This is a genomic window from Streptodolium elevatio (assembly GCF_053592165.1).
Map to the genome: position 1 here is coordinate 189,066 of NZ_JBSFVE010000008.1, position 18,459 is coordinate 207,524.

At 70.7% G+C, this 18,459-nt stretch carries 16 protein-coding genes; 8 read left to right on the forward strand and 8 right to left on the reverse strand.

The features are described 5' to 3' along the window. The first annotated feature begins 145 nt into the window (after positions 1-145). Complete coding sequence (locus tag ACWD12_RS17140; protein ID WP_450100179.1) at positions 146-835, forward strand: hypothetical protein; 690 nt, start codon at positions 146-148, stop codon at positions 833-835. Here ACWD12_RS17140 and ACWD12_RS17145 read toward each other — a convergent pair. Continuing rightward, positions 804-2,066, reverse strand: a complete 1,263-nt coding sequence (locus ACWD12_RS17145) for a geranylgeranyl reductase family protein (RefSeq protein ID WP_450100180.1) — start codon at positions 2,064-2,066, stop codon at positions 804-806. The two genes, ACWD12_RS17140 and ACWD12_RS17145, sit on opposite strands and share 32 nt — an antisense overlap. 118 nt (positions 2,067-2,184) lie before the next feature. Between ACWD12_RS17145 and ACWD12_RS17150 the strand changes: the two genes are divergently transcribed. Continuing rightward, on the forward strand, positions 2,185-3,444 hold the full coding sequence (locus ACWD12_RS17150; RefSeq protein WP_450100181.1) for a cation:proton antiporter: 1,260 nt from the start codon (positions 2,185-2,187) through the stop codon (positions 3,442-3,444). 55 nt (positions 3,445-3,499) lie between these two features. On the opposite strand, the gene ACWD12_RS17155 is transcribed toward ACWD12_RS17150, so the two are convergent. Together ACWD12_RS17155 and ACWD12_RS17160 are read right to left on the reverse strand one after the other, a co-directional pair. Further along, the gene (locus tag ACWD12_RS17155; protein WP_450100182.1) at positions 3,500-4,711 is read right to left on the reverse strand and encodes a polyamine ABC transporter substrate-binding protein; all 1,212 of its coding nucleotides are present in this window, start codon (positions 4,709-4,711) and stop codon (positions 3,500-3,502) included. 219 nt (positions 4,712-4,930) lie between these two features. Then, a complete protein-coding gene (locus tag ACWD12_RS17160; RefSeq protein ID WP_358362093.1) occupies positions 4,931-6,367 on the reverse strand; it encodes a gamma-aminobutyraldehyde dehydrogenase in 1,437 nt (478 codons plus the stop codon). Positions 6,368-6,624: 257 nt separating this feature from the next. On the opposite strand from ACWD12_RS17160, the gene ACWD12_RS17165 reads away from it, so the two are divergent. From ACWD12_RS17165 to ACWD12_RS17180, 4 genes are all read left to right on the forward strand, one after another. Then, entirely contained in the window at positions 6,625-7,098 is a 474-nt protein-coding gene (locus tag ACWD12_RS17165) for an Lrp/AsnC family transcriptional regulator (RefSeq protein ID WP_358362091.1), read from the forward strand. Continuing rightward, positions 7,095-8,477, forward strand: coding sequence for an aspartate aminotransferase family protein (locus ACWD12_RS17170; RefSeq protein ID WP_358362088.1), 1,383 nt, complete (start codon positions 7,095-7,097; stop codon positions 8,475-8,477). The genes ACWD12_RS17165 and ACWD12_RS17170 overlap by 4 nt, the downstream gene beginning before the upstream one ends. Before the next feature lie 145 nt (positions 8,478-8,622). Beyond that, complete coding sequence (locus ACWD12_RS17175; protein ID WP_450100183.1) at positions 8,623-9,285, forward strand: pyridoxamine 5'-phosphate oxidase family protein; 663 nt, start codon at positions 8,623-8,625, stop codon at positions 9,283-9,285. Next, entirely contained in the window at positions 9,282-10,658 is a 1,377-nt protein-coding gene (locus ACWD12_RS17180) for an NAD(P)/FAD-dependent oxidoreductase (protein WP_450100184.1), read from the forward strand. The genes ACWD12_RS17175 and ACWD12_RS17180 overlap by 4 nt, the downstream gene beginning before the upstream one ends. Positions 10,659-10,776: 118 nt before the next feature. On the opposite strand, the gene ACWD12_RS17185 is transcribed toward ACWD12_RS17180, so the two are convergent. Then, positions 10,777-11,592 (reverse strand): tyrosine-protein phosphatase, encoded by an 816-nt coding sequence (locus ACWD12_RS17185; RefSeq protein ID WP_450100185.1) that lies wholly within the window; start codon positions 11,590-11,592, stop codon positions 10,777-10,779. Positions 11,593-11,999: 407 nt separating this feature from the next. Between ACWD12_RS17185 and ACWD12_RS17190 the strand changes: the two genes are divergently transcribed. Both ACWD12_RS17190 and ACWD12_RS17195 read left to right on the forward strand, forming a co-directional pair. Beyond that, positions 12,000-12,734: an ABC transporter ATP-binding protein gene (locus ACWD12_RS17190; protein WP_358352859.1), complete on the forward strand. Its 735-nt coding sequence runs from the start codon at positions 12,000-12,002 to the stop codon at positions 12,732-12,734. An 18-nt stretch (positions 12,735-12,752) separates the two neighbouring features. Continuing rightward, positions 12,753-14,075, forward strand: a complete 1,323-nt coding sequence (locus ACWD12_RS17195) for a hypothetical protein (RefSeq protein WP_450100186.1) — start codon at positions 12,753-12,755, stop codon at positions 14,073-14,075. A gap of 446 nt (positions 14,076-14,521) precedes the next feature. Here ACWD12_RS17195 and rlmN read toward each other — a convergent pair whose 3' ends face one another. The 4 genes from rlmN to pyrH all read right to left on the reverse strand — a co-directional run bounded on the left by rlmN (position 14,522) and on the right by pyrH (position 18,416). Further along, complete coding sequence (gene rlmN / locus ACWD12_RS17200) at positions 14,522-15,628, reverse strand: 23S rRNA (adenine(2503)-C(2))-methyltransferase RlmN (RefSeq protein ID WP_358352863.1); 1,107 nt, start codon at positions 15,626-15,628, stop codon at positions 14,522-14,524. A gap of 215 nt (positions 15,629-15,843) precedes the next feature. Then, positions 15,844-17,124, reverse strand: coding sequence for a phosphatidate cytidylyltransferase (locus ACWD12_RS17205; protein ID WP_450100187.1), 1,281 nt, complete (start codon positions 17,122-17,124; stop codon positions 15,844-15,846). After that, positions 17,124-17,681 carry a ribosome recycling factor gene (gene frr, locus ACWD12_RS17210; RefSeq protein ID WP_358352866.1) on the reverse strand — a complete coding sequence of 186 codons (558 nt, stop codon included), beginning with the start codon at positions 17,679-17,681 and terminating at the stop codon, positions 17,124-17,126. The genes ACWD12_RS17205 and frr overlap by 1 nt, the downstream gene beginning before the upstream one ends. Before the next feature lie 36 nt (positions 17,682-17,717). Then, a complete protein-coding gene (gene pyrH, locus ACWD12_RS17215) occupies positions 17,718-18,416 on the reverse strand; it encodes a UMP kinase (protein WP_358352974.1) in 699 nt (232 codons plus the stop codon). Positions 18,417-18,459: the final 43 nt, after the last annotated feature.

Genomic DNA, 18,459 nt, shown 5'->3' on the forward strand with positions numbered 1-18,459 from the left:
GGACCATCATGTCCGTTCTGCCGCAGAGCATATGCCGACGCTGGACGCGGTCTCACCGTGTTCACTCCGGCGTGCGCTGGGCCATTCGAGTGAACTACCTGGCGTACGCCACCGCTCACCCGTTCGGCCGCCCTAACGTCGCCGCATGGTCACTTCGAACCACGAAGCGACACACCGGATCATCCAGGAGCATCCGGAAGTGCTGTCGGCAATCTTCGAACTCCTGTGCCTGCCGTTGCCGGCCGACGCGTCCTTCACGGTCGTGACGCCTGATGTGACGGAGATGCGCCCGGTGGAGCGCCGTATCGACACGGTCTTACGCATCGACCCGCCCGAACGCGAGAGCTTCCTGCTCGCGGTGGAATCGCAGGGCAAGAAGGACTTGGACAAGCCGTCCTGTTGGGCATACTACGTCGGCTTCCTCGCCGCGAAGTCCAAGTTGCCCGTCATGCTCCTCGTCGTCAGTCAGAATCGCGCGACGTCCCGTTGGGCTCGCGGTCCCTTCGGGTTCGGACCCGAAGGCTGCCACACGCTTACCCTGCATCCGACCACCGCGGGGCCGGACAACATCCCACGGATCACCAACCCCGCCGACGCGTCAGCGAACATCGAATGGCGGCGTTCGCCGCCACCATCCACGCTCACGACGAGACCCCATCGGACACACTGGACGCGCTGCCAGGCGCATTCGTCACCATCGCCCCGGAGCGGGCGATCGACTACTCGGCACCGGTCCGAACGACACGGAAGCTGCGTTCGACCTTGGGCTTTGAGCAGATTGGGCCCTGGCTCGTCGGTCCGCTTCAGCGGGCGAGGCGGGCCAGGGTCTTTTTGACGGGGGTTCGTTCGACGTACGCGGCGAGCGTCTTGCGGCCCTGGACGATGGCCTGGAAGGCGGTCCAGGCCTTGGGGATCGTGGTCACGGCGCCGTGGAAGACCGCAGGGCGGCGGGTGAACGCGGCGAGCATGAGGCGGCCGGCGCGCATCTCGCGGCCGAGGGTGGTGTCGATGCGGGTCCGGTAGGACTCGGTGGCTTCCTTGACGTCCGCGTCGTCGTGGGCGGCGGCCACGAGGGCGGCGGCCTCGCCCGCGGCGCGGCCGGAGCGGAGGGCGAAGGAGATGCCCTCGCGGGTCCACGGTTCGAGGAGTCCCGCGGCGTCGCCCGCGACCACGACGCGTCCGCGGGAGAGCGGGGATTCGTCGGTGCGGCAGCGGGTGAGGTGGCCCGAGGTGACCGACGGGGGGAAGCCGGACAGTGCCTGGCTCGCGATGAAGTCGCGGAGGTAGGCGCGGGTGGCTTCGCCGTTGCCGCGGGCGCAGATGACGCCGACGGTGAGGACGTCGTCTTTGGGGAAGACCCAGGCGTACGAACCGGGGATCGGCCCCCAGTCGATGAGCACCGTGCCGCGCCAGTGGTCGGCGACCTCGGGCGGGACGGGGATCTCGGATTCGAGGCCGAGGTCCACCTGTTCGAAGGTGACGCCCACGTACGCGCTGGTACGCCCCGCGCTGCCGTCCGCCCCGACCAGCGCCCGGGCGCGGAGCGTGCCGCCGTCGGCGAGCGTCAGGACGACAGATCGGGCGTCCTGGTCGATGCGCTGGACGGTGGCTCCCTCGCGGACGACCGCCCCCGCCGCGCGGGCCGCGTCGACCAGCCCGGCGTCGAATTCGGGGCGGTTGACCAGCGAGAACATCGTTTGTCCGGAACGTGCGCGGCGGGTGCGGCGCCAGCGTCCCCGCATCGTGAACGCGACGGAGCGCACGTGCTCCTTGGCCGGCAGCCGGAACCCGTCCGGGAGGGCCCCTGCGGACGGGCCGATGATGCCGCCGCCGCACGTCTTGTAGCGCGGCAGCGCCGCCTTCTCGACCAGGAGGACCGTACGGCCCGCCTCGGCCGCCGCGAGTGCCGCGGATGCGCCCGCGGGGCCCGCCCCGACGACCACGACGTCCCATGTCCGCTCGTCGTCGGCGAGACCGTCTGCGACGCCGTCTGCGAGATCGCCGTCGAGGCCGGCGGCGGGGTCGTGGGAGGGGGCCTGCGAAGGCTGGGCGGGGGTGCTGGTCATAGGCCCTGAGCCTATCGAGCCGGAGGCGATGCCTCCCGCGCCGCGCGCCCCGCGCGGCTGCTGCGATTTGTCCCGTTGGCTACATATGATCACCAACCGGCCCACGACGGGAGGTTGCATGGAGGGCACCAAAGGTCTCGTCGTGGTCATCCTGATGGTGGCGCTGGCGCCGATCGCGACCGCCGGTGTCTCCCGGTGGGTGCGCGTGCCGACCGTGGTCGTCGAAATCCTGCTCGGTGTGCTGGCCGGTCCCGATGTCCTGGGCTGGATCGACAGGGACGGCCCGGTCGTGGGCGGGCTCTCCGAGTTCGGGCTCGTGATGCTGATGTTCCTCGCGGGCTACGAGATCGACGTACCGCGCATCAAGGGCCGGCCGCTGCGAAGCGCGGCGGCCGGCTGGGCGGTGTCGCTCGTGCTCGGCCTCGGTGCCGGCCTGCTGATGTCGCTGGTCGTCGAGGGGGCGACGATGACCGGCGTGGCCATCGGCCTCACCCTCACCACGACCGCGCTCGGCACCTTCCTGCCGATCATCCGCGACGCGGGCCTGCTGCCGACGCCGCTGGGTGCGCGGATCATGGCGATCGGCACGGTCGGCGAGTTCGCCCCGATCGTGGCGATCGCGCTGCTGCTGAGCGGACGCCATCCTGGCGCGACGATCGCCGCCCTCGCCGTCTTCGCGCTGCTGGCCGCCGCCACGGTCTTGCTCGCGGTCCGGCCGAACCCCCCGTGGCTGGACCGCGTCGTGGAGCGCACGCTGCACTCCAGCGGCCAGCTCGCGATCCGGCTCGCGATGCTGCTGACGGTGGTCCTGGTGTGGTTCGCCGACGAACTCGAACTGGACAATCTGCTGGGCGCGTTCACCGCGGGCGTCGCGCTGCGCCTGTCGCTGACGCACACGCCCGGCGCCCTGGTGGAGATGATCTCGGCGAAGCTGGACGGCATCGGCTTCGGCTTCTTCGTGCCGATCTTCTTCGTCATGAGCGGCGTGCGGTTCGACCTCGACGCGCTGCTCGGCGATCCGAAGCTGATCGCGCTGATCCCGGTGATCCTGCTGCTGTTCCTGGTGGTACGCGGCGTGCCGACGTACGTGCTGGCCGGACGCGGGGAGTTGGCCGACCGCCGCCGCGAACTGGCGCTGTTCGCCTCGACCGCGCTGCCGCTCATCGTGGTGATCACGAACATCGCGATCGAGAACGAGTACTTGACGGGCGGCACCGCCGCGGCACTGGTCGGCGCGGGGATGCTCTCCGTCCTCGTCTTCCCGCAGCTCGCGCTGCGCACCGCGGGCGACGACGCGGCGGGCCCACATCCTCAGGGCTTCGACGCCCCCGAAGACCCGCCGGGCGACGACGAGGAAGAAGTGCTGCGCGACCGCTGACCGGCCGATCGGGCGGCGCCGAACGACCTCGAGCACACGAGGGGGCGCGTACGGCTCACAGGCCGATGATGCCGCCCCACACCTTCTCCCACCCGCGCGACTCGTCGACGCCGACCTCGCGCATGGTGTGCAGGCGCGCCTGCGTCTCCTCGCTCGGGAACATCAGCTCGTTGTCGGCGAGGACGGCGACCTCCTCGTCGTCGCTCGCCGCGATGATCTCCCGGGCGGCCGGTACCGGGCAGATGTACTGCACGTACGCCGCCAGATCCGCCGCGACCTCGGGCCGGTAGTACCAGTCCATCAGGGCCTCGGCGTTGGCCTTGTGCGAGGCCTTGTTGGGGATCATGAGGTTCTCCGACCAGAGTTCGGCGCCCTCCTCGGGCACCACGAACTCGATGTCGGGGTTGTCGAGTTGCAGTTGCAGCACGTCGCCGGAGTACGCCATGCAGGCCATCACGTCGCCGGACGCGAGGCCCGACGTGTAGTCGTTCCCGGTGAAGCTGCGGATGTGCTTGCGGTCGACGAGCTTCTGCACGCGCTCCATGACCTTGTCCACGTCCTTCTCGGTGAACGCGGTGACGTCGGCCCCCTCGCCGATCATCAGCAGTGTCACGGCCTCCATGAAGCCGGAGAAGAGCGTCACGCGGCCCGCGAGGTCCTTGGCCCACAGGTCCTCGACGTGGCGGATCTCGCGCCCGAGCGCCTTCCTGTTGTACGCAATGCCGGTGATCCCGCTCGCCCACGGCACGGTGTGCTTGCGCTCCGGGTCGTAGCCCGGGCTGCGCAGCGAAGGCGCCAGGTTGGCTTGCACGTTGGGCAGGTTGGCCTTGTCGAGTTCCTGGACCCACCCGAGGCCGACGAAGCGCGTGCACATCCAGTCGGAGATGACGATGAGGTCGCGGCCCGGCTCCTTGCCCGCCTGGATCGCGGGGTGGATCTTGCCGAAGAACTCGTCGTTGTCGTTGATCTCCTCGGTGTACTTCACCGAGATGCCGGTCTCCTCGGCGAACGCGTCGAGGGTGGGGTGCGCGTTCTCGTCCTCGTCGTCGACGTCGATGTAGAGGGCCCAGTTCGAGAAGCGCACGCGCTTGTCCTGCTCGCTTTTGTCGACGCCCGTCCGCTTGTTCTCCGGCACGTACGCCGACGGTACGCCGCATGCCGCGAGCGTCCCGGCCGCGGCCAGCGCACCGCCGCCGCGCAGGAGCGTACGGCGGTCGAAGCCCCGGCCGATCCGCGAAGAAGGCACGGCGACGCGGTTGCGGATCATGCGGGAGCTCCTCGTTCGATGGTGGACCTCGTGCATCCTGCCGCCGCCCGCTGACCTGGGACAACACGCACCGTGTCAGGCGTGCGGCGGACACCTTGACAGGCTGGTTCCGGGTCCGCGCCGGACCGTCCCGAACGCGACGGCGCCGCCCCGGCCGTTGCGGCCGGGGCGGCGCCGAGAGTGCCCGCCGGACGCCCGGGAGAGCCCCGGGCAGGCGTGTCAGTCCTCGATGTACGACATCACGTGCTTGATGCGCGTGTAGTCCTCGAAGCCGTACGCCGACAGGTCCTTGCCGTAGCCCGAGTGCTTGAACCCGCCGTGCGGCATCTCGGCGACCAGGGGGATGTGGGTGTTGATCCACACGCAGCCGAAGTCGAGCTTCTTCGCGAGGCGCATCGCGCGCGAGTGGTCCTTGGTCCACACCGACGAGGCGAGCGCGTACTCGACGCCGTTGGCGTTCTCCAGCGCCTCGGCTTCGTCCGCGAACTTCTGCACGGTGATGACCGGGCCGAAGACCTCGTTCTGGATGATCTCGTCGTCCTGGCGCAGCCCGGAGACGACGGTCGCGGCGTAGAAGAAGCCGGTGTCGCCGACCCGGTGGCCGCCCGCCTCGACCTTGGCGTGCTCGGGCAGGCGGTCGATGAAGCCGCTGACCTGGGCGAGCTGGTTGACGTTGTTGACCGGGCCGAAGTCGGCGTCCTCGACGTCGGGGCCGGCGGTCTTGAGGTTGGCGGCGGCCTCGGCGAGCTTGGCCACGAACTCGTCGTGGACGCTCTCGTGGACGAGCACGCGCGTGGCGGCGGTGCAGTCCTGGCCGGCGTTGAAGTAGCCGGCGCCCGCGATGCCCTCGACCGCGCCGGGGATGTCGGCGTCCTCGAACACCAGGACGGGGGCCTTGCCGCCGAGCTCCAGGTGCACGCGCTTGAGGTCGCGCGAGGCGGTCTCGGCGACCGCCATGCCGGCGCGTACCGAGCCGGTGATGGAGGCCATCGCCGGGGTCTTGTGCTCGACCATCAGGCGGCCGGTGTCGCGGTCGCCGCAGATCACGTTGAAGACGCCGGGCGGCAGGATCTCGCCCATGATCTCGGCGAGCAGCACGGTGGACTCCGGGGTGGTGTCCGACGGCTTGAGGACGACGGTGTTGCCCGCCGCGATAGCCGGCGCGAACTTCCACACGGCCATCATCATCGGGTAGTTCCACGGCGCGACCTGGGCGCATACGCCGACCGGCTCGCGCCGCACGAAGGAGGTGTGGCCCGCCATGTACTCGCCGGCGGACTTGCCCTCCAGCAGGCGCGCGGCGCCCGCGAAGAAGCGGATCTGGTCCACCATCGGCGGGATTTCCTCGGAGGCGGTCAGGCCCCGGGGCTTGCCGGTGTTGCGACACTCCGCGGCGACCAGCTCGTCCGCGCGCTTCTCGAACGCATCGGCGATCTTGAGAAGGGCGAGCTGGCGCTCGGAGGGGGTGGTCTCGCTCCACGATTCGAAGGCGTTGGCGGCGGCCTGCATGGCCGCGTCGATGTCGGCCTCACGCGAGAGCGGCGAGGTCGCGTACACCTCTCCGGTCGCGGGGTCGACGATGTTCAGGGTCTGGCCGTCGGCCGCGTCGACGAACTTGCCGTCGATGAAATTACGCAGGGTCCGCAGATCGCTCATGTCCCCAGTCTCCTCTGACTTCGCCGAAGTGGTCGTACGCCGGTCCTGGCCGCGCGGGAGGATGCCGTCACGTTGCGGTATCCGGGTGAAACTCCCGCGAGGCACACGGGGACCCCGCCAGTACCGCGCCAAGAGTAACCCCATACCTGCCGGGATCATCAGCATGGACCCAGCAGAACAACTAAATCAGTTGTACGCAGGACGAAAGTCAACTGATTCCCTTGCGCAATACCCGACAGATAAGGCAGAGTGACGCCGTGGCCAGTCGAGACAGGAACCCGGGCGGATCGCTGGACTCCGTGTCCATGGCGATCATCGAGCAGCTCCAGGAGGACGGACGCCGCTCGTACGCCGCCATCGGGAAGGCCGTGGGCCTGTCCGAGGCAGCGGTGCGCCAGCGCGTGCAGCGCCTTCTCGACCAGGGCGTCATGCAGATCGTCGCGGTCACCGACCCCCTGACGGTGGGCTTCCACCGCCAGGCGATGGTCGGCATGCGCGTCGAAGGCGATATCGAGCCGGTCGCGGACATCCTTGCGACCATGGACGAGGTGGACTACGTCGTCATCACGGCCGGTTCCTTCGATCTGATCGCGGAGCTCGTCTGCGAGGACGACGACCACCTGCTCGAAATCATCAACAAGAGGATCCGAGCGATCCCCGGAGTACGGAGCACCGAGAGCTTCGTCTACCTCAAGCTCCGGAAGCAGACCTACACATGGGGTACTCGATGACAGACCAGCTCGACACCGCCGCCTTGTCGAAGAAGGCGTACGACCACCTGTGGATGCACTTCACCCGCATGTCGTCGTACGAGAACGCGCCCGTCCCGACGATCGTGCGCGGTGAGGGCGTCCATATCTGGGACTCCAACGGCCGCAAGTACATCGACGGCCTCGCGGGCCTGTTCGTCGTGCAGGCGGGCCACGGCCGCGCCGAGCTGGCCGAGGTCGCCCGCAAGCAGGCCGAGGAGCTGGCCTTCTTCCCGGTGTGGAGCTACGCGCACCCGAAGGCGATCGAGCTGGCCGAGCGCCTGGCGAACTACGCCCCCGGCGACCTGAACAAGGTCTTCTTCACCACCGGCGGCGGCGAGGCCGTCGAGTCCGCGTGGAAGCTCGCCAAGCACTACTTCAAGCTCAAGGGCATGCCGACCAAGCACAAGGTGCTGTCGCGCACGACCGCGTACCACGGCACGCCGCAGGGCGCCCTGTCGATCACCGGCCTGCCGGGCCTGAAGGCGCCGTACGAGCCCCTGGTGCCGTCCACGTTCCGCGTGCCGAACACCAACATCTACCGCGCGCCGGAGTTCCTGGCCGACTCCTCGCCCGAGGCCTTCGGCCGCTGGGCCGCCGACCAGATCGAGGTCCAGATCCTCAACGAGGGCCCCGAGACCGTCGCCGCGGTGTTCGTCGAGCCGGTGCAGAACGCGGGCGGCTGCTTCCCGCCCCCGCCCGGGTACTTCCAGCGGGTCCGCGAGATCTGCGACAAGTACGACGTCCTGATGGTCTCCGACGAGGTCATCTGCGCGTTCGGCCGCCTGGGCACCATGTTCGGCTGCGAGAAGTTCGGCTACGTCCCGGACATCATCACGTGTGCCAAGGGCATGACCTCGGGCTACTCCCCGATCGGCGCGATGATCGTCTCCGACAAGCTCGCCGAGCCCTTCTACAAGGGCGAGGAGATGTTCCTGCACGGCTACACCTTCGGCGGCCACCCGGTCTCGTCGGCGGTCGCGCTGGCCAACCTCGACATCTTCGACAACGAGGGCCTCAACAAGCACGTCCTCGACAACGAAGGCGCCTTCCTGGCCACCCTGCAGAAGCTGCTCGACCTGCCGATCGTCGGCGACGTGCGCGGCAACGGGTACTTCTACGGCATCGAGCTCGTCAAGGACAAGGCCACCAAGGAGACCTTCAACGACGACGAGATCGAGCGCGTCCTGTACGGCTTCCTGTCGAAGGCGCTCTTCGACGCCGGCCTGTACTGCCGTGCCGACGACCGCGGCGACCCGGTCATCCAGCTCTCCCCGCCGCTGATCTCGGACCAGGGCACCTTCGACGAGATCGAGCAGATCCTGCGCTCGGTGCTCACCGAGGCGTGGACCAAGCTCTGATCCACCGAGTCGCCGGCCCGGCGCATGCCGCCGGGCGACTCCCCGAGCAATACTGACAACCCTCGCGACTGTGCCGTCGGCGCGCCTCTGGCACGCCGACGGCACAGTCGTATCCGACGTCCTACGCGAGAGAAGGCCCGCGACCTTGGCCACGGCACCACCCGCCCCGGGAAGCACCGACCGCACGCGCATACGACGGCTCGCCGAGAAAGCGGTCACCGACCGCGCGGTCCTGCACGCCGTCCTCGACGCCGGTCTCGTGGCGCACGTCGCGGTGTCCGACGAGCAGGGGCGCCCGTACGTCCTGCCCGTCGCGTACGCCCGCGACGGCGACCGCGTGCTCATCCACGGCTCGACCGGCAGCCGCCTGTTCCGCACCCTCGCCGCGGGCGCGCCGACCTGCCTGACCGTGACGCTGCTCGACGGCCTGGTCGTGGCCCGCTCGGCGTTCGAGTCGTCCATGAACTACCGCTGCGCGATGGTCCTGGGCAGCTGCGAGGTCGTCGACGGGGACGCCAAGGCGGCCGCGCTCGACCTGCTCACCGACCACCTGATGCCCGGGCGCCGCGCCGAACTCCGTGCGCACAAGGGCAAGGAGCTGGCGGCCACGCTCGTCCTGGCCCTGCCGCTGGACGAGGCGTCGGTCAAGGTCTCCGCGGGCGACCCGGACGACGACGAGGACGATCTCGACTCACCCGTATGGGCGGGCACGGTTCCGCTCGGCGAGACGTTCTACGATCCGATCCCCGCCCCGGACCTGCGCCACGAGTTGCCGGTTCCCGAATATGTGAGGACGTGGCGCCGGTGAGCGGCTACCGCGATCTGTCCCTGTGGTTCGACACGCTGGACGAGGACGTCAAGCCGCGTCCCGCACTGTCCGGCGACCTGGACGTCGACGTCGCGATCGTCGGCGCCGGCTACACCGGCCTGTGGACCGCGTACTACCTGGCCGAGGCCGACCCGTCGCTGCGCATCGCGGTCCTGGAGCGCGAGATCGCCGGGTTCGGCGCGTCCGGCCGCAACGGCGGCTGGTGCTCGGCGCTGTTCCCGGCGAGCCTGGCCAAGGTCGCCCGCAGCAGTACGCGCGAGCGCGCCGTCGCACAGCAGCGCGCGATGAACGCGACCGTCGACGAGGTCGGGCGCGTCGTGGCCGCCGAGGGCATCGACTGCGGCTTCGCCAAGGGCGGCACCATCATGGCCGCGCGCAGCCACGTGCAGATGCGCCGCGCGCACGCCATGGTCGAGGACGAACGCTCGTGGGGCTTCGGCAAGGACGACGTGCAGTTGCTGCTCGCCGACGAGGCCCGGGCGCGGTTCAACGCGACCGATGTCCTCGGCGCCGTCTACACCCCGCACTGCGCGGCCATCCAGCCGGCGAAGCTCGCGCGCGGGCTCGCCGAGGCGGTCGAGCGGCGCGGCGTCACGATCTACGAGGGCACGCCGGTCACGTTGATCGACGGTGGCGCCGCGGTGACGCCGAACGGCACCGTACGCGCCGAGATGGTGGTCCGGGCGACCGAGGGGTACACCCCCGAACTTCCGGGTTTCCGGCGCGACTTGGTGCCGGTGTACTCCCTGATGATCGCCACCGAGCCGCTGCCGGACAGCTTCTGGGACGAGGTCGGGCTCGCCGAGCGCGAGACGTTCAGCGACCTGCGGCACCTGATCATCTACGGGCAGCGGACGGCGGACGGACGGCTGGCCTTCGGCGGGCGCGGTGCGCCATACCACTTCGGCTCCTCGATCCGCCCCGAATTCGACCGCGACGAAAAGGTGTTCGCGGAACTGCACAGGGTGCTCCGCGAGCTGTTCCCCACGCTGGGCGGCGCGAAGATCACCCACAAGTGGGGCGGCGCGTTGGGCGTGTCCCGTGACTGGTACGCCAGTTGCGGCATGGACCGGGCGCGCAAGCTGGCGTGGGCGGGCGGCTACGTCGGCGACGGCGTCGGCACCGCCAATCTGGCCGGACGTACGCTCGCCGACCTGATCCGCGACCAGTACTCCGACCTGACGCGCCTGCCGTGGGTGCAGCACCGCTCGCCGCGCTGGGAGCCCGAGCCGCTGCGCTGGCTGGGCACGAACGTCGGCCTGCGCGTAATGTCGGCGGCCGACGGCGAGGAGCAGCGCACCAACCGCGAGTCGCGCCTCGCGGCGGCGTTCGGGCGGTTCGTCGGCCACTGAGCCGGTCACCGGGCCGGTCACCGAGTCGATCACCAAACGGCGCCGCACACCTTGTGGAGGCAGGCAGTTGCCCTGCCTCCACACGTGTTCCCGAATCCACTCGGGCTCGGGGCCTCGCTCAGGCGTCCACGAAGCGCTCGCGCCAGCGTTCGATCCACACCGGCTCGGCACCGGCCTTGAGGAAGAACTCCGCGGCGGTGCCATAGCGTTCGCCGACCGCGTCGAGGAACGCCTCCATCGACTCGGGAGCCGCGTCGCGCAGGGCCGCCGCCGCGGGCGTACCGGGCTGCAAACGCGGCTGGGACGGGATGCGGTCGATCCGCCGGAACATCTCGCGCAGGTGGATGCGAGTCGCCGAGTAGTCGTCGACGATCGCCTGCCGTTCCACCCCGACCACCGACAGCAGAAGGGCCACGAGCACGCCGGTACGGTCCTTGCCCGCCGTGCAGTGCACGAGCGTCGGCCCCGCGTCGTCGTCGGTCAGCAGCCGCAGGGCTTGCGCGAACGCGTCCTTGCCGCGCTCGGCCATGCCCATGTAGAGCCGCCCCGCACCGTGCACGTCGACGGTCGCGAGGTCGAGGTCGGCATCGTCCCCCAGGACGTCCACCTGGCCCGCCGAGATGTCGCCCACGCCGCGGGCCTCATCGGCGTCCTGGGCGGCACCGGCGCGGCGCCCGAGCAGCGGCATGCTGTGCCGCACGATCCCGGGCCACTGCACCACCGGCAGGCCTTCGCCCACGGACCTCAGGTCGAACACGTGGCGCACGCCGTACGCCGACGACAGCCGCGCCACCGCCTCGTCCGTCAGGAGGTCCGGCGTCTCGCAGCGCATCAGGACACCCGCCCGCGTGCTCCCGCCGCCCGCGAGCGGCAGACCGCCCACATCCCGCGCGTTGAGCTGGTTCGGCAGTTCCAGCCAACCGATCTCGTGCATTGCAGGTCCCCGCTCTTCCCACACCCCGGCCCGTCGGGCCCTGACGGCCCATCATCGCCGCCGCGGGTAAAGGTGACCAGGGCGCTTGCCGGGCGAACGGCGGACGTGCCGCCGAAGAACCGGTGACTACTTGGGCCGGGCGGCCGAACAGCCGGTGTGAAAATCGTTCCGCGGACGCCGCCTGCCACACCTGTTCGACCCCTTTCGGGGCACCGGGCCGCACCCGGCTGGAGCAGCGGTTCACCCACCCGTGCCCTCTCACCGGCGCGGCTCGTTGCACTGGGCGGGACGGGGGCGGACAGTCCTGTCCCGGAGGTATCGATATGGCCCTTTCACCCCGGTCGGCCCTTTCGCCCCGTACGGCGCGGTCGACCCGGTCGGCGGTCAGCCAGGTGTCCGAGGAGCCCGTGCCGCACACCCCGGGCACCGGTTTCGCGATCGCCGAGGACGGCACCCGCAACCCGGACAACGACGTCCTGCGCACCCAGGACGTCACCGTCACGCGCGGTCCGGCGACCATCCTGCGCCGCCTGTCGGTCAGCATCCGGGCCGACGAGACCTTCGCGGTCACCGGTCCTCCCGGGTCGGGCAAGTCCGCGCTCCTCGCGGTGCTCTCGGGCGTACTGGCGGCGGACGCCGGCCAAGTGTGGTTCAACAGCCGCCCCCTGCACACGCTCGGGGAACGCGCCCGCGCGCAACTGCGCCGCACGCACTTCGGGATGATGGACGGCCGCGCGCGGCTCATGCCGGAACTCACCGTGCTGGAGAACGTCGCGCTGCCACTGCTGCTCGAACCCTCCGCCCGCGACTCGGCCTTCGCCGCCGCCCGGCACTGGATGGGCCGCCTCGACGTCCTCGACCAGGCCGAACGCCGGCCGCACGAGCTGCCGACCGCCCTGCTGCGCCGCGCAGCCGTCGCCCGCGCCCTCGTCGCCCGCCCCGACGTCGTCTTCGCCGACGAACCGGCGCTGGGCCTCGACACGGCCGAACTCGACCATCTGATGCGCATTCTGGTCACCGCGTCGCGCTCGCACGGGATCGCCCTCGTGCTGGCGACCGACGACCCCAAGGTCGCGGCGCACGCCGACCGGCACCTCGAACTCCGCGACGGACGCCCCGCCCCGGCGCGCGCCGACGCCTGACGACGGCCGGAGGGCCTTGTGATCCGGATCGTGCTCGGCAATCTGCGCGAAGGTACGCGCGCGGACCACCTCCGGCTCTTCGGCACCGCGTGTGTCGCTGCGGTCGGGACCGCGCTGCTGCTGTGCGCCATGGCATATGCCGCGGCAGGACGCGGCGACAGCGTGGCAAGGCCGGTGTTCGTGGGCTTGCTCGTCCTCGCGGTGACCGCGCAGCTGACCGCGGTCGTCTCGCGGCTCACCGCCGCCGCGCGCGCGGAGCGCACGGAACTCCTGGTCGGCCCCGCCTCGATGCCCGAGCAGATCCGCGAACTCGCGGCGACCGAAGCGGCTTTGGCGAGCGCCATGGGCACGGTGGCCGGCCTGCAGGCGCATCTCATCGCGCGCGCGGTGTTCGATCCCGACGTGCCGGGCAGCGGGCTGGTCCGTGACGTTCTCGCGGTCGGCAACGAAATCCCGCTCCTCGGACTGGTGTTCGTCCTCGGCGTGGTGCCGCTCACGACAGTCCTCGCGACAACGTCCGCACTACGTGCCCCCGCCCCCCGACCGCACACCACGCCGACCGCACGTACGGTCGGCGTCGCCGGGCCCACGATGATCGGCGCCGGCATGCTCGCCGAGGTACTGCCCCACGCCATCGCGCCGCCGGTCCGGCTGCCGGGCGGACTCGGGCTGGTGCACCCGCTGGCGGCCGTGGGCTACGCGCTTGTCGTCGTCGGCGCGGCCCTGTCGGTGCCCTGGCTGGTGCACTGGGCCGCGGAGTCGGTCGTGGCGCACACGCGGCTGCCCGCGCTGCTGTGTGCCGCGCGGCGGATGGAGGCGGACACCGCGGCGCTGGCCGTACCGCTCGGGCTGCTCGCGGGGACGACGACGCTGCTGGTGACGTCGCGCACGCTGCACGTGCGGGGTCCCGGCAACGCTCCCGGCGACCTGCCGCTGCTGGCGCTGGTGACCGCCGCGACGGTGTGCGCCGCGGCAGGCCTGCTGGCGGTCCTGGTCGAGAACGCCCACACGCGGCAGGACTCGGCACGCAATCTGCACATGCTCGGCGCGGCGCCCTGGGTCGACCGGGCCACGCTGGCACTCACGGTGCTGCTCCCGGTCACGGTCGCCTGGGGCGGGGCGGCGGTTCTCGGTGTCGTCGCGACGTGGCCGCTGGAGCTGGGCGGACACGAGCCCTCGGTTCCGGTGTCCGAGCAGGCGGTGACGGCGGGCGTCACCTTCGGCATGGCTCTGGCGGCAGGTGTCGCGATCGCCGTCGCGCTGGTGACGCGGCGACTCGCGCGCGGCGGTGTCACCGGCTGGGGCCGCCCCGCCGCGGTCGTCATGCCCCCGAGCGCGTGACCGCCACGCTTACGATCTCGTCGCCGACCACAGTCTGTGCCCCGGCCCCGACCACCCGAAGCTGCCGCCACGACCGACAGCCGCGAACTCACCGTGGAAGACGCCAAAGCCCGGGCCGCTTGGGGCGGACCGGGCTTCGTCAACACATCCGGACCGTCGCGGCGTCCCCTTCCGCGACGGCCCGGGCGTGTTTATCGCCTCCGGGGGCCACGCACTGCCCCGGGACGCTTGCGCCGGGCCGGCCCGCCTCCTGCGGGGCGGGCGGCCTGGTCGTACCGCCGCGTGTTCCGTACGGGGGTTCCGGAACCTCTGCGGCGGTACTGACTCCACTGTCCCTCACGGGACCTAAGGGTGCGATAAGCGTCCGAGCGGTTGGCCGACGGACTTTGAAGTGGTTTCCCGGGTGAGGCCCCGGACGACCGCGGGGGGTGCCTGCGCGGGGCGGGTCAGCCGACGTCAGCAGCGGCGAGCTGGCCGCAGGCTCCGTCGATGTCGCGGCCCCGGGTGTCGCGAACCGTGACGGGGACGCCGTGCGCCTCCAGCAGGCGTACGAAGTCGTCCTGGCGCTGCTGCGTCGACGCCGTCCACTTCGATCCGGGCGTCGGGTTGAGCGGGATCAGGTTGACGTGCGCGTTGTGGTTCCGCAGGCGCTTGCCCAACAGGTCGGCCCGCCACGCGTGGTCGTTGATGTCCTTGATCAGCGCGTACTCGATCGACACGCGGCGCCCGGTCTTGTCCTCGTAGCGCCAGGCGGCGTCCAGGACCTCGCGGACCGGCCAGCGGGTGTTGACCGGGACGAGGGTGTCGCGCAGTTCGTCGTCGGGCGCGTGCAGGGACAGCGCGAGCGTGCAGCTGAGTCCCTCGTCGGCGAGCTTTTCCATGGCCGGCACCAGGCCGACCGTCGAGATCGTCACCGAGCGCTGTGAGATGCCCAGGCCGTCGGGCGACGGGTCGGTGATGCGGCGTACCGCACCCAGGACCGCCTTGTAGTTGGCCAGCGGCTCGCCCATGCCCATGAAGACGATGTTGCTGACCCGGCCCGGCCCGCCGGGGATCTCGCCGCGCTGCAGCGCGCGGGCACCTGCGACGACCTGCTCGACGATCTCCGCCGTCGACAAGTTGCGGGTGAGCCCCGCCTGACCGGTCGCGCAGAACGGGCAGTTCATGCCGCAGCCGGCCTGCGAGGACACGCACATGGTGACGCGCTCGGGGTAGCGCATGAGGACCGACTCGACGAGTGTGCCGTCGAAGAGCTTCCACAGCGTCTTCCGCGTCGCACCGTCGTCGCACGCGATGTCCCGCACCGAGGTCATCAGGTCGGGCATCAGTTCGCCCGCGAGCCGTTCGCGCAACGCGGCCGGCATGTCGGTCCACTGCGCGGGGTCGTCGGCGAGGCGGGTGAAGTAGTGGCGCGACAACTGCCCGGCCCGGAACGGCTTCTCACCGAGCGCGGCGACCGCCTCACGGCGCTCGGCGGGCGACAGGTCGGCGAGGTGACGCGGCGGCTTGGCGCGGCGCGGGGCGGCAAAGGTGAGCTCTCCAGGCTTGGGCATGATCTGTCCAGTGTCTCAGGTCCGGCGGGGTGCCCCGTACGCCTCGCTCCGGGGTCGCCGCGAAGCTCGGGGTCGTCGCGAAGCTCGGGCTGAGCTTGGCAAGCGTCGCGGCCCGCGGGGCGTGCATCCCCGGCATGCGTCGAGCCCGGCGGGCAGGCGGCCTGCCGGGCTCGACGCGTACTGCGTGGTCTTCCGTGCTGCGGACTTCCCAGGCGCTACAGATACAGCTCCAGCAGCAGCCACACCACCGGGGCCGAGGCCAGCAGCGAGTCGAGGCGGTCCATCAGGCCGCCGTGGCCGGGCAGCAGATTGCCCATGTCCTTGACGCCCAGGTCGCGCTTGATCATCGACTCGACGAGGTCGCCCAGCGCCGCGGTGGCGGCGACCGCCGCACCGAGCAGCGCGCCCTGCCACCACTGGCCGTCGAGCATGAGCGTCAGGCACAGCGCGCCGCCGACCGCACACGTGACGACCGCGCCCGCGAAGCCCTCCCACGTCTTGCCGGGGCTGATGGTCGGAGCCATCTTGTGCTTGCCGAACGACACTCCGGCCGCGTAGGCGCCGGTGTCGCTGCACACCACGACGATCATGAAGGTCAGGACGCGCTTGGCACCGTCGTCGGCGGCCAGCATCAGCACCGCGAACCCGGCCAGGAAGGGCAGGTAGAACGCCGCGAAGACGCCCGTGGCCATGTCCCGCAGGTAGTCCTCGGGGCCTTCGGTCATCCGCCACACCATGACGGCGAGCGCGGTGAGCGCGAGGGCGATGCCCAGCCCTTCGGGACCGCGCTGGTACGCGGCGATCTCCATCGCCACGGCGCCGGCCGCCAGCGGGATGAGCGGCAGGCGGACGGACACGCCCTGGTCGCCCTTGCCCTCCCGGGCGCGGCCGAGCGCGCCGGAGAACTCCCACAGGCCGATGAGGGCCGCGGCGAGCACGATGCCGACGAAGACCACCGGCACGGTCAGCAGCGACCCGACGATCACCCCGCCCAGCAACAGCGCCACACCGATCGCGGCGGGGAGGTTGCGGCCCGCCCGGCTCTTCTTGGGCGCGCCGGGCGTCTCGCGCCCGGTCACCGGCGGCTCGGCAGTGTCGCGGGGCGCGCGTACGCCCGGGTCGACGACCGGCAGATAGGCCGTGTGCCCTCCGTCGTCGCCATCAGGTGCACCGTCGTCGGGGTACGCGGCCGTGCCGTCATGGATCCCACCGGAATCCTGTACCCCCTCGACGGTGTCCGGGTGCTGCTGCGCCCGGGTGGATCGCGAGCCGTACTCTCCGGGCCACGCGTCGGGGGTCCCGTCCGCCGCGGCCATGCCCGCCATGTCGACGGGCACCGCCGGTATCACCTGGGTGCGCAGCGCGTCCGCGTCGTAGGCCGACTGCGGGCCCGGCGCCTGCACGGCCTGGCCCGCCCACGGGTCGTACGGTTGGAACGGGCCGTGCCCGGAACGCCCTTCGGGCTCCGGTGCGCCGTCCCAGGTGGAGTTGTTCATCAGACCTCGAGCAGCTCGGCTTCCTTGTGCTTAAGCAGCTCGTCCACCTGCACGACATAGCGGTGGGTGATGTCGTCGAGCTCCTTCTCCGCGCGGCGCACGTCGTCCTCGCCCGACTCGCCGTCCTTGACGAGCTTGTCGAGCGTCTCCTTGGCCTTGCGGCGCACGCTGCGGATCGAGATGCGGGAGTCCTCGGCCTTGCCGCGGGCGACCTTGATGAACTCCTTGCGGCGCTCCTCGGTCAGCTGCGGGAACACGACGCGGATGACCTTGCCGTCGTCGGTCGGGTTCACGCCCAGGTCCGAGTCGCGGATCGCCTTGATCACCGCGTTGGTCGAACTCTTGTCGAACGGCGTGATCAGGACCATGCGGGGCTCGGGCACGGTGAACGAGGCGAGCTGGTTCACCGGGGTCATCGCGCCGTAGTAGTCGACGACGATCTTGTTGAACATCGCCGGGGTGGCACGCCCCGTACGGATCGCCGAGAAGTCCTCCTTGGCGACCGATACGGCCTTCTCCATCTTCTCCTCGGCCTCGAGGAGGGTTTCATCGATCACGTCTCGGCTCCTGTCCCGGTCCGGTGTCGCCGTGGATCAGCCGTTGGTACGGCTGATCAGGGTGCCGATCTTCTCACCCCGCACGGCCCGGGCGATGTTGCCCTCGACCAGCAGGTTGAACACGACGATCGGCAGTCGGTTGTCCATGCAGAGGCTGATGGCCGTCGCGTCGGCGACCTTCAGCTCGCGGGCGAGCACTTCGGCGTGGTCCAGACTGTCGAACAGGACCGCGTCGGGGTTCGTCTTCGGGTCGGAGTCGTACACGCCGTCCACGCCCTTGGCCATCAGAATGGCCGACGCATCGATCTCCAGGGCCCGCTGTGCGGCGGTGGTGTCGGTCGAGAAGTACGGCATGCCCATACCCGCACCGAAGATCACCACGCGGCCCTTCTCCAGGTGCCTGATGGCGCGGCGCGGAATGTACGGCTCCGCGACCTGCCCCATGGTGATCGCGGTCTGCACGCGCGTGTCGATGCCCAGCTTCTCCAGGAAGTCCTGGAGCGCAAGGCAGTTCATGACCGTGCCGAGCATGCCCATGTAGTCGGAGCGGGCCCGGTCCATGCCGCGCACCTGGAGCTCCGCGCCGCGGAAGAAGTTGCCGCCCCCGATGACCACGGCGACCTCGGTGCCGAGGCGTACCACCTCGGCGATCTGCCGGGCGATGCCCTGGACCACGTCGGGGTCGACACCGAGGCCACCGCCGCCCGCGAACGCCTCGCCCGAGAGCTTCAGCAGGACGCGCCGGCGGTACGCCTTCGGGTCGACCCCGTCGGAAGAC

Bases quoted from the DNA above. Each gene is read 5' to 3' on its own strand.
- ACWD12_RS17145 (WP_450100180.1), bottom strand. From the start codon at position 2,066: ATGACCAGCACCCCCGCCCAGCCTTCGCAGGCCCCCTCCCACGACCCC.
- ACWD12_RS17155 (WP_450100182.1), bottom strand. From the start codon at position 4,711: ATGATCCGCAACCGCGTCGCCGTGCCTTCTTCGCGGATCGGCCGGGGC.
- ACWD12_RS17150 (WP_450100181.1), top strand. From the start codon at position 2,185: ATGGAGGGCACCAAAGGTCTCGTCGTGGTCATCCTGATGGTGGCGCTG.
- ACWD12_RS17140 (WP_450100179.1), top strand. From the start codon at position 146: ATGGTCACTTCGAACCACGAAGCGACACACCGGATCATCCAGGAGCAT.
- ACWD12_RS17170 (WP_358362088.1), top strand. From the start codon at position 7,095: ATGACAGACCAGCTCGACACCGCCGCCTTGTCGAAGAAGGCGTACGAC.
- ACWD12_RS17185 (WP_450100185.1), bottom strand. From the start codon at position 11,592: ATGCACGAGATCGGTTGGCTGGAACTGCCGAACCAGCTCAACGCGCGG.
- ACWD12_RS17160 (WP_358362093.1), bottom strand. From the start codon at position 6,367: ATGAGCGATCTGCGGACCCTGCGTAATTTCATCGACGGCAAGTTCGTC.
- rlmN (WP_358352863.1), bottom strand. From the start codon at position 15,628: ATGCCCAAGCCTGGAGAGCTCACCTTTGCCGCCCCGCGCCGCGCCAAG.
- ACWD12_RS17205 (WP_450100187.1), bottom strand. From the start codon at position 17,124: ATGAACAACTCCACCTGGGACGGCGCACCGGAGCCCGAAGGGCGTTCC.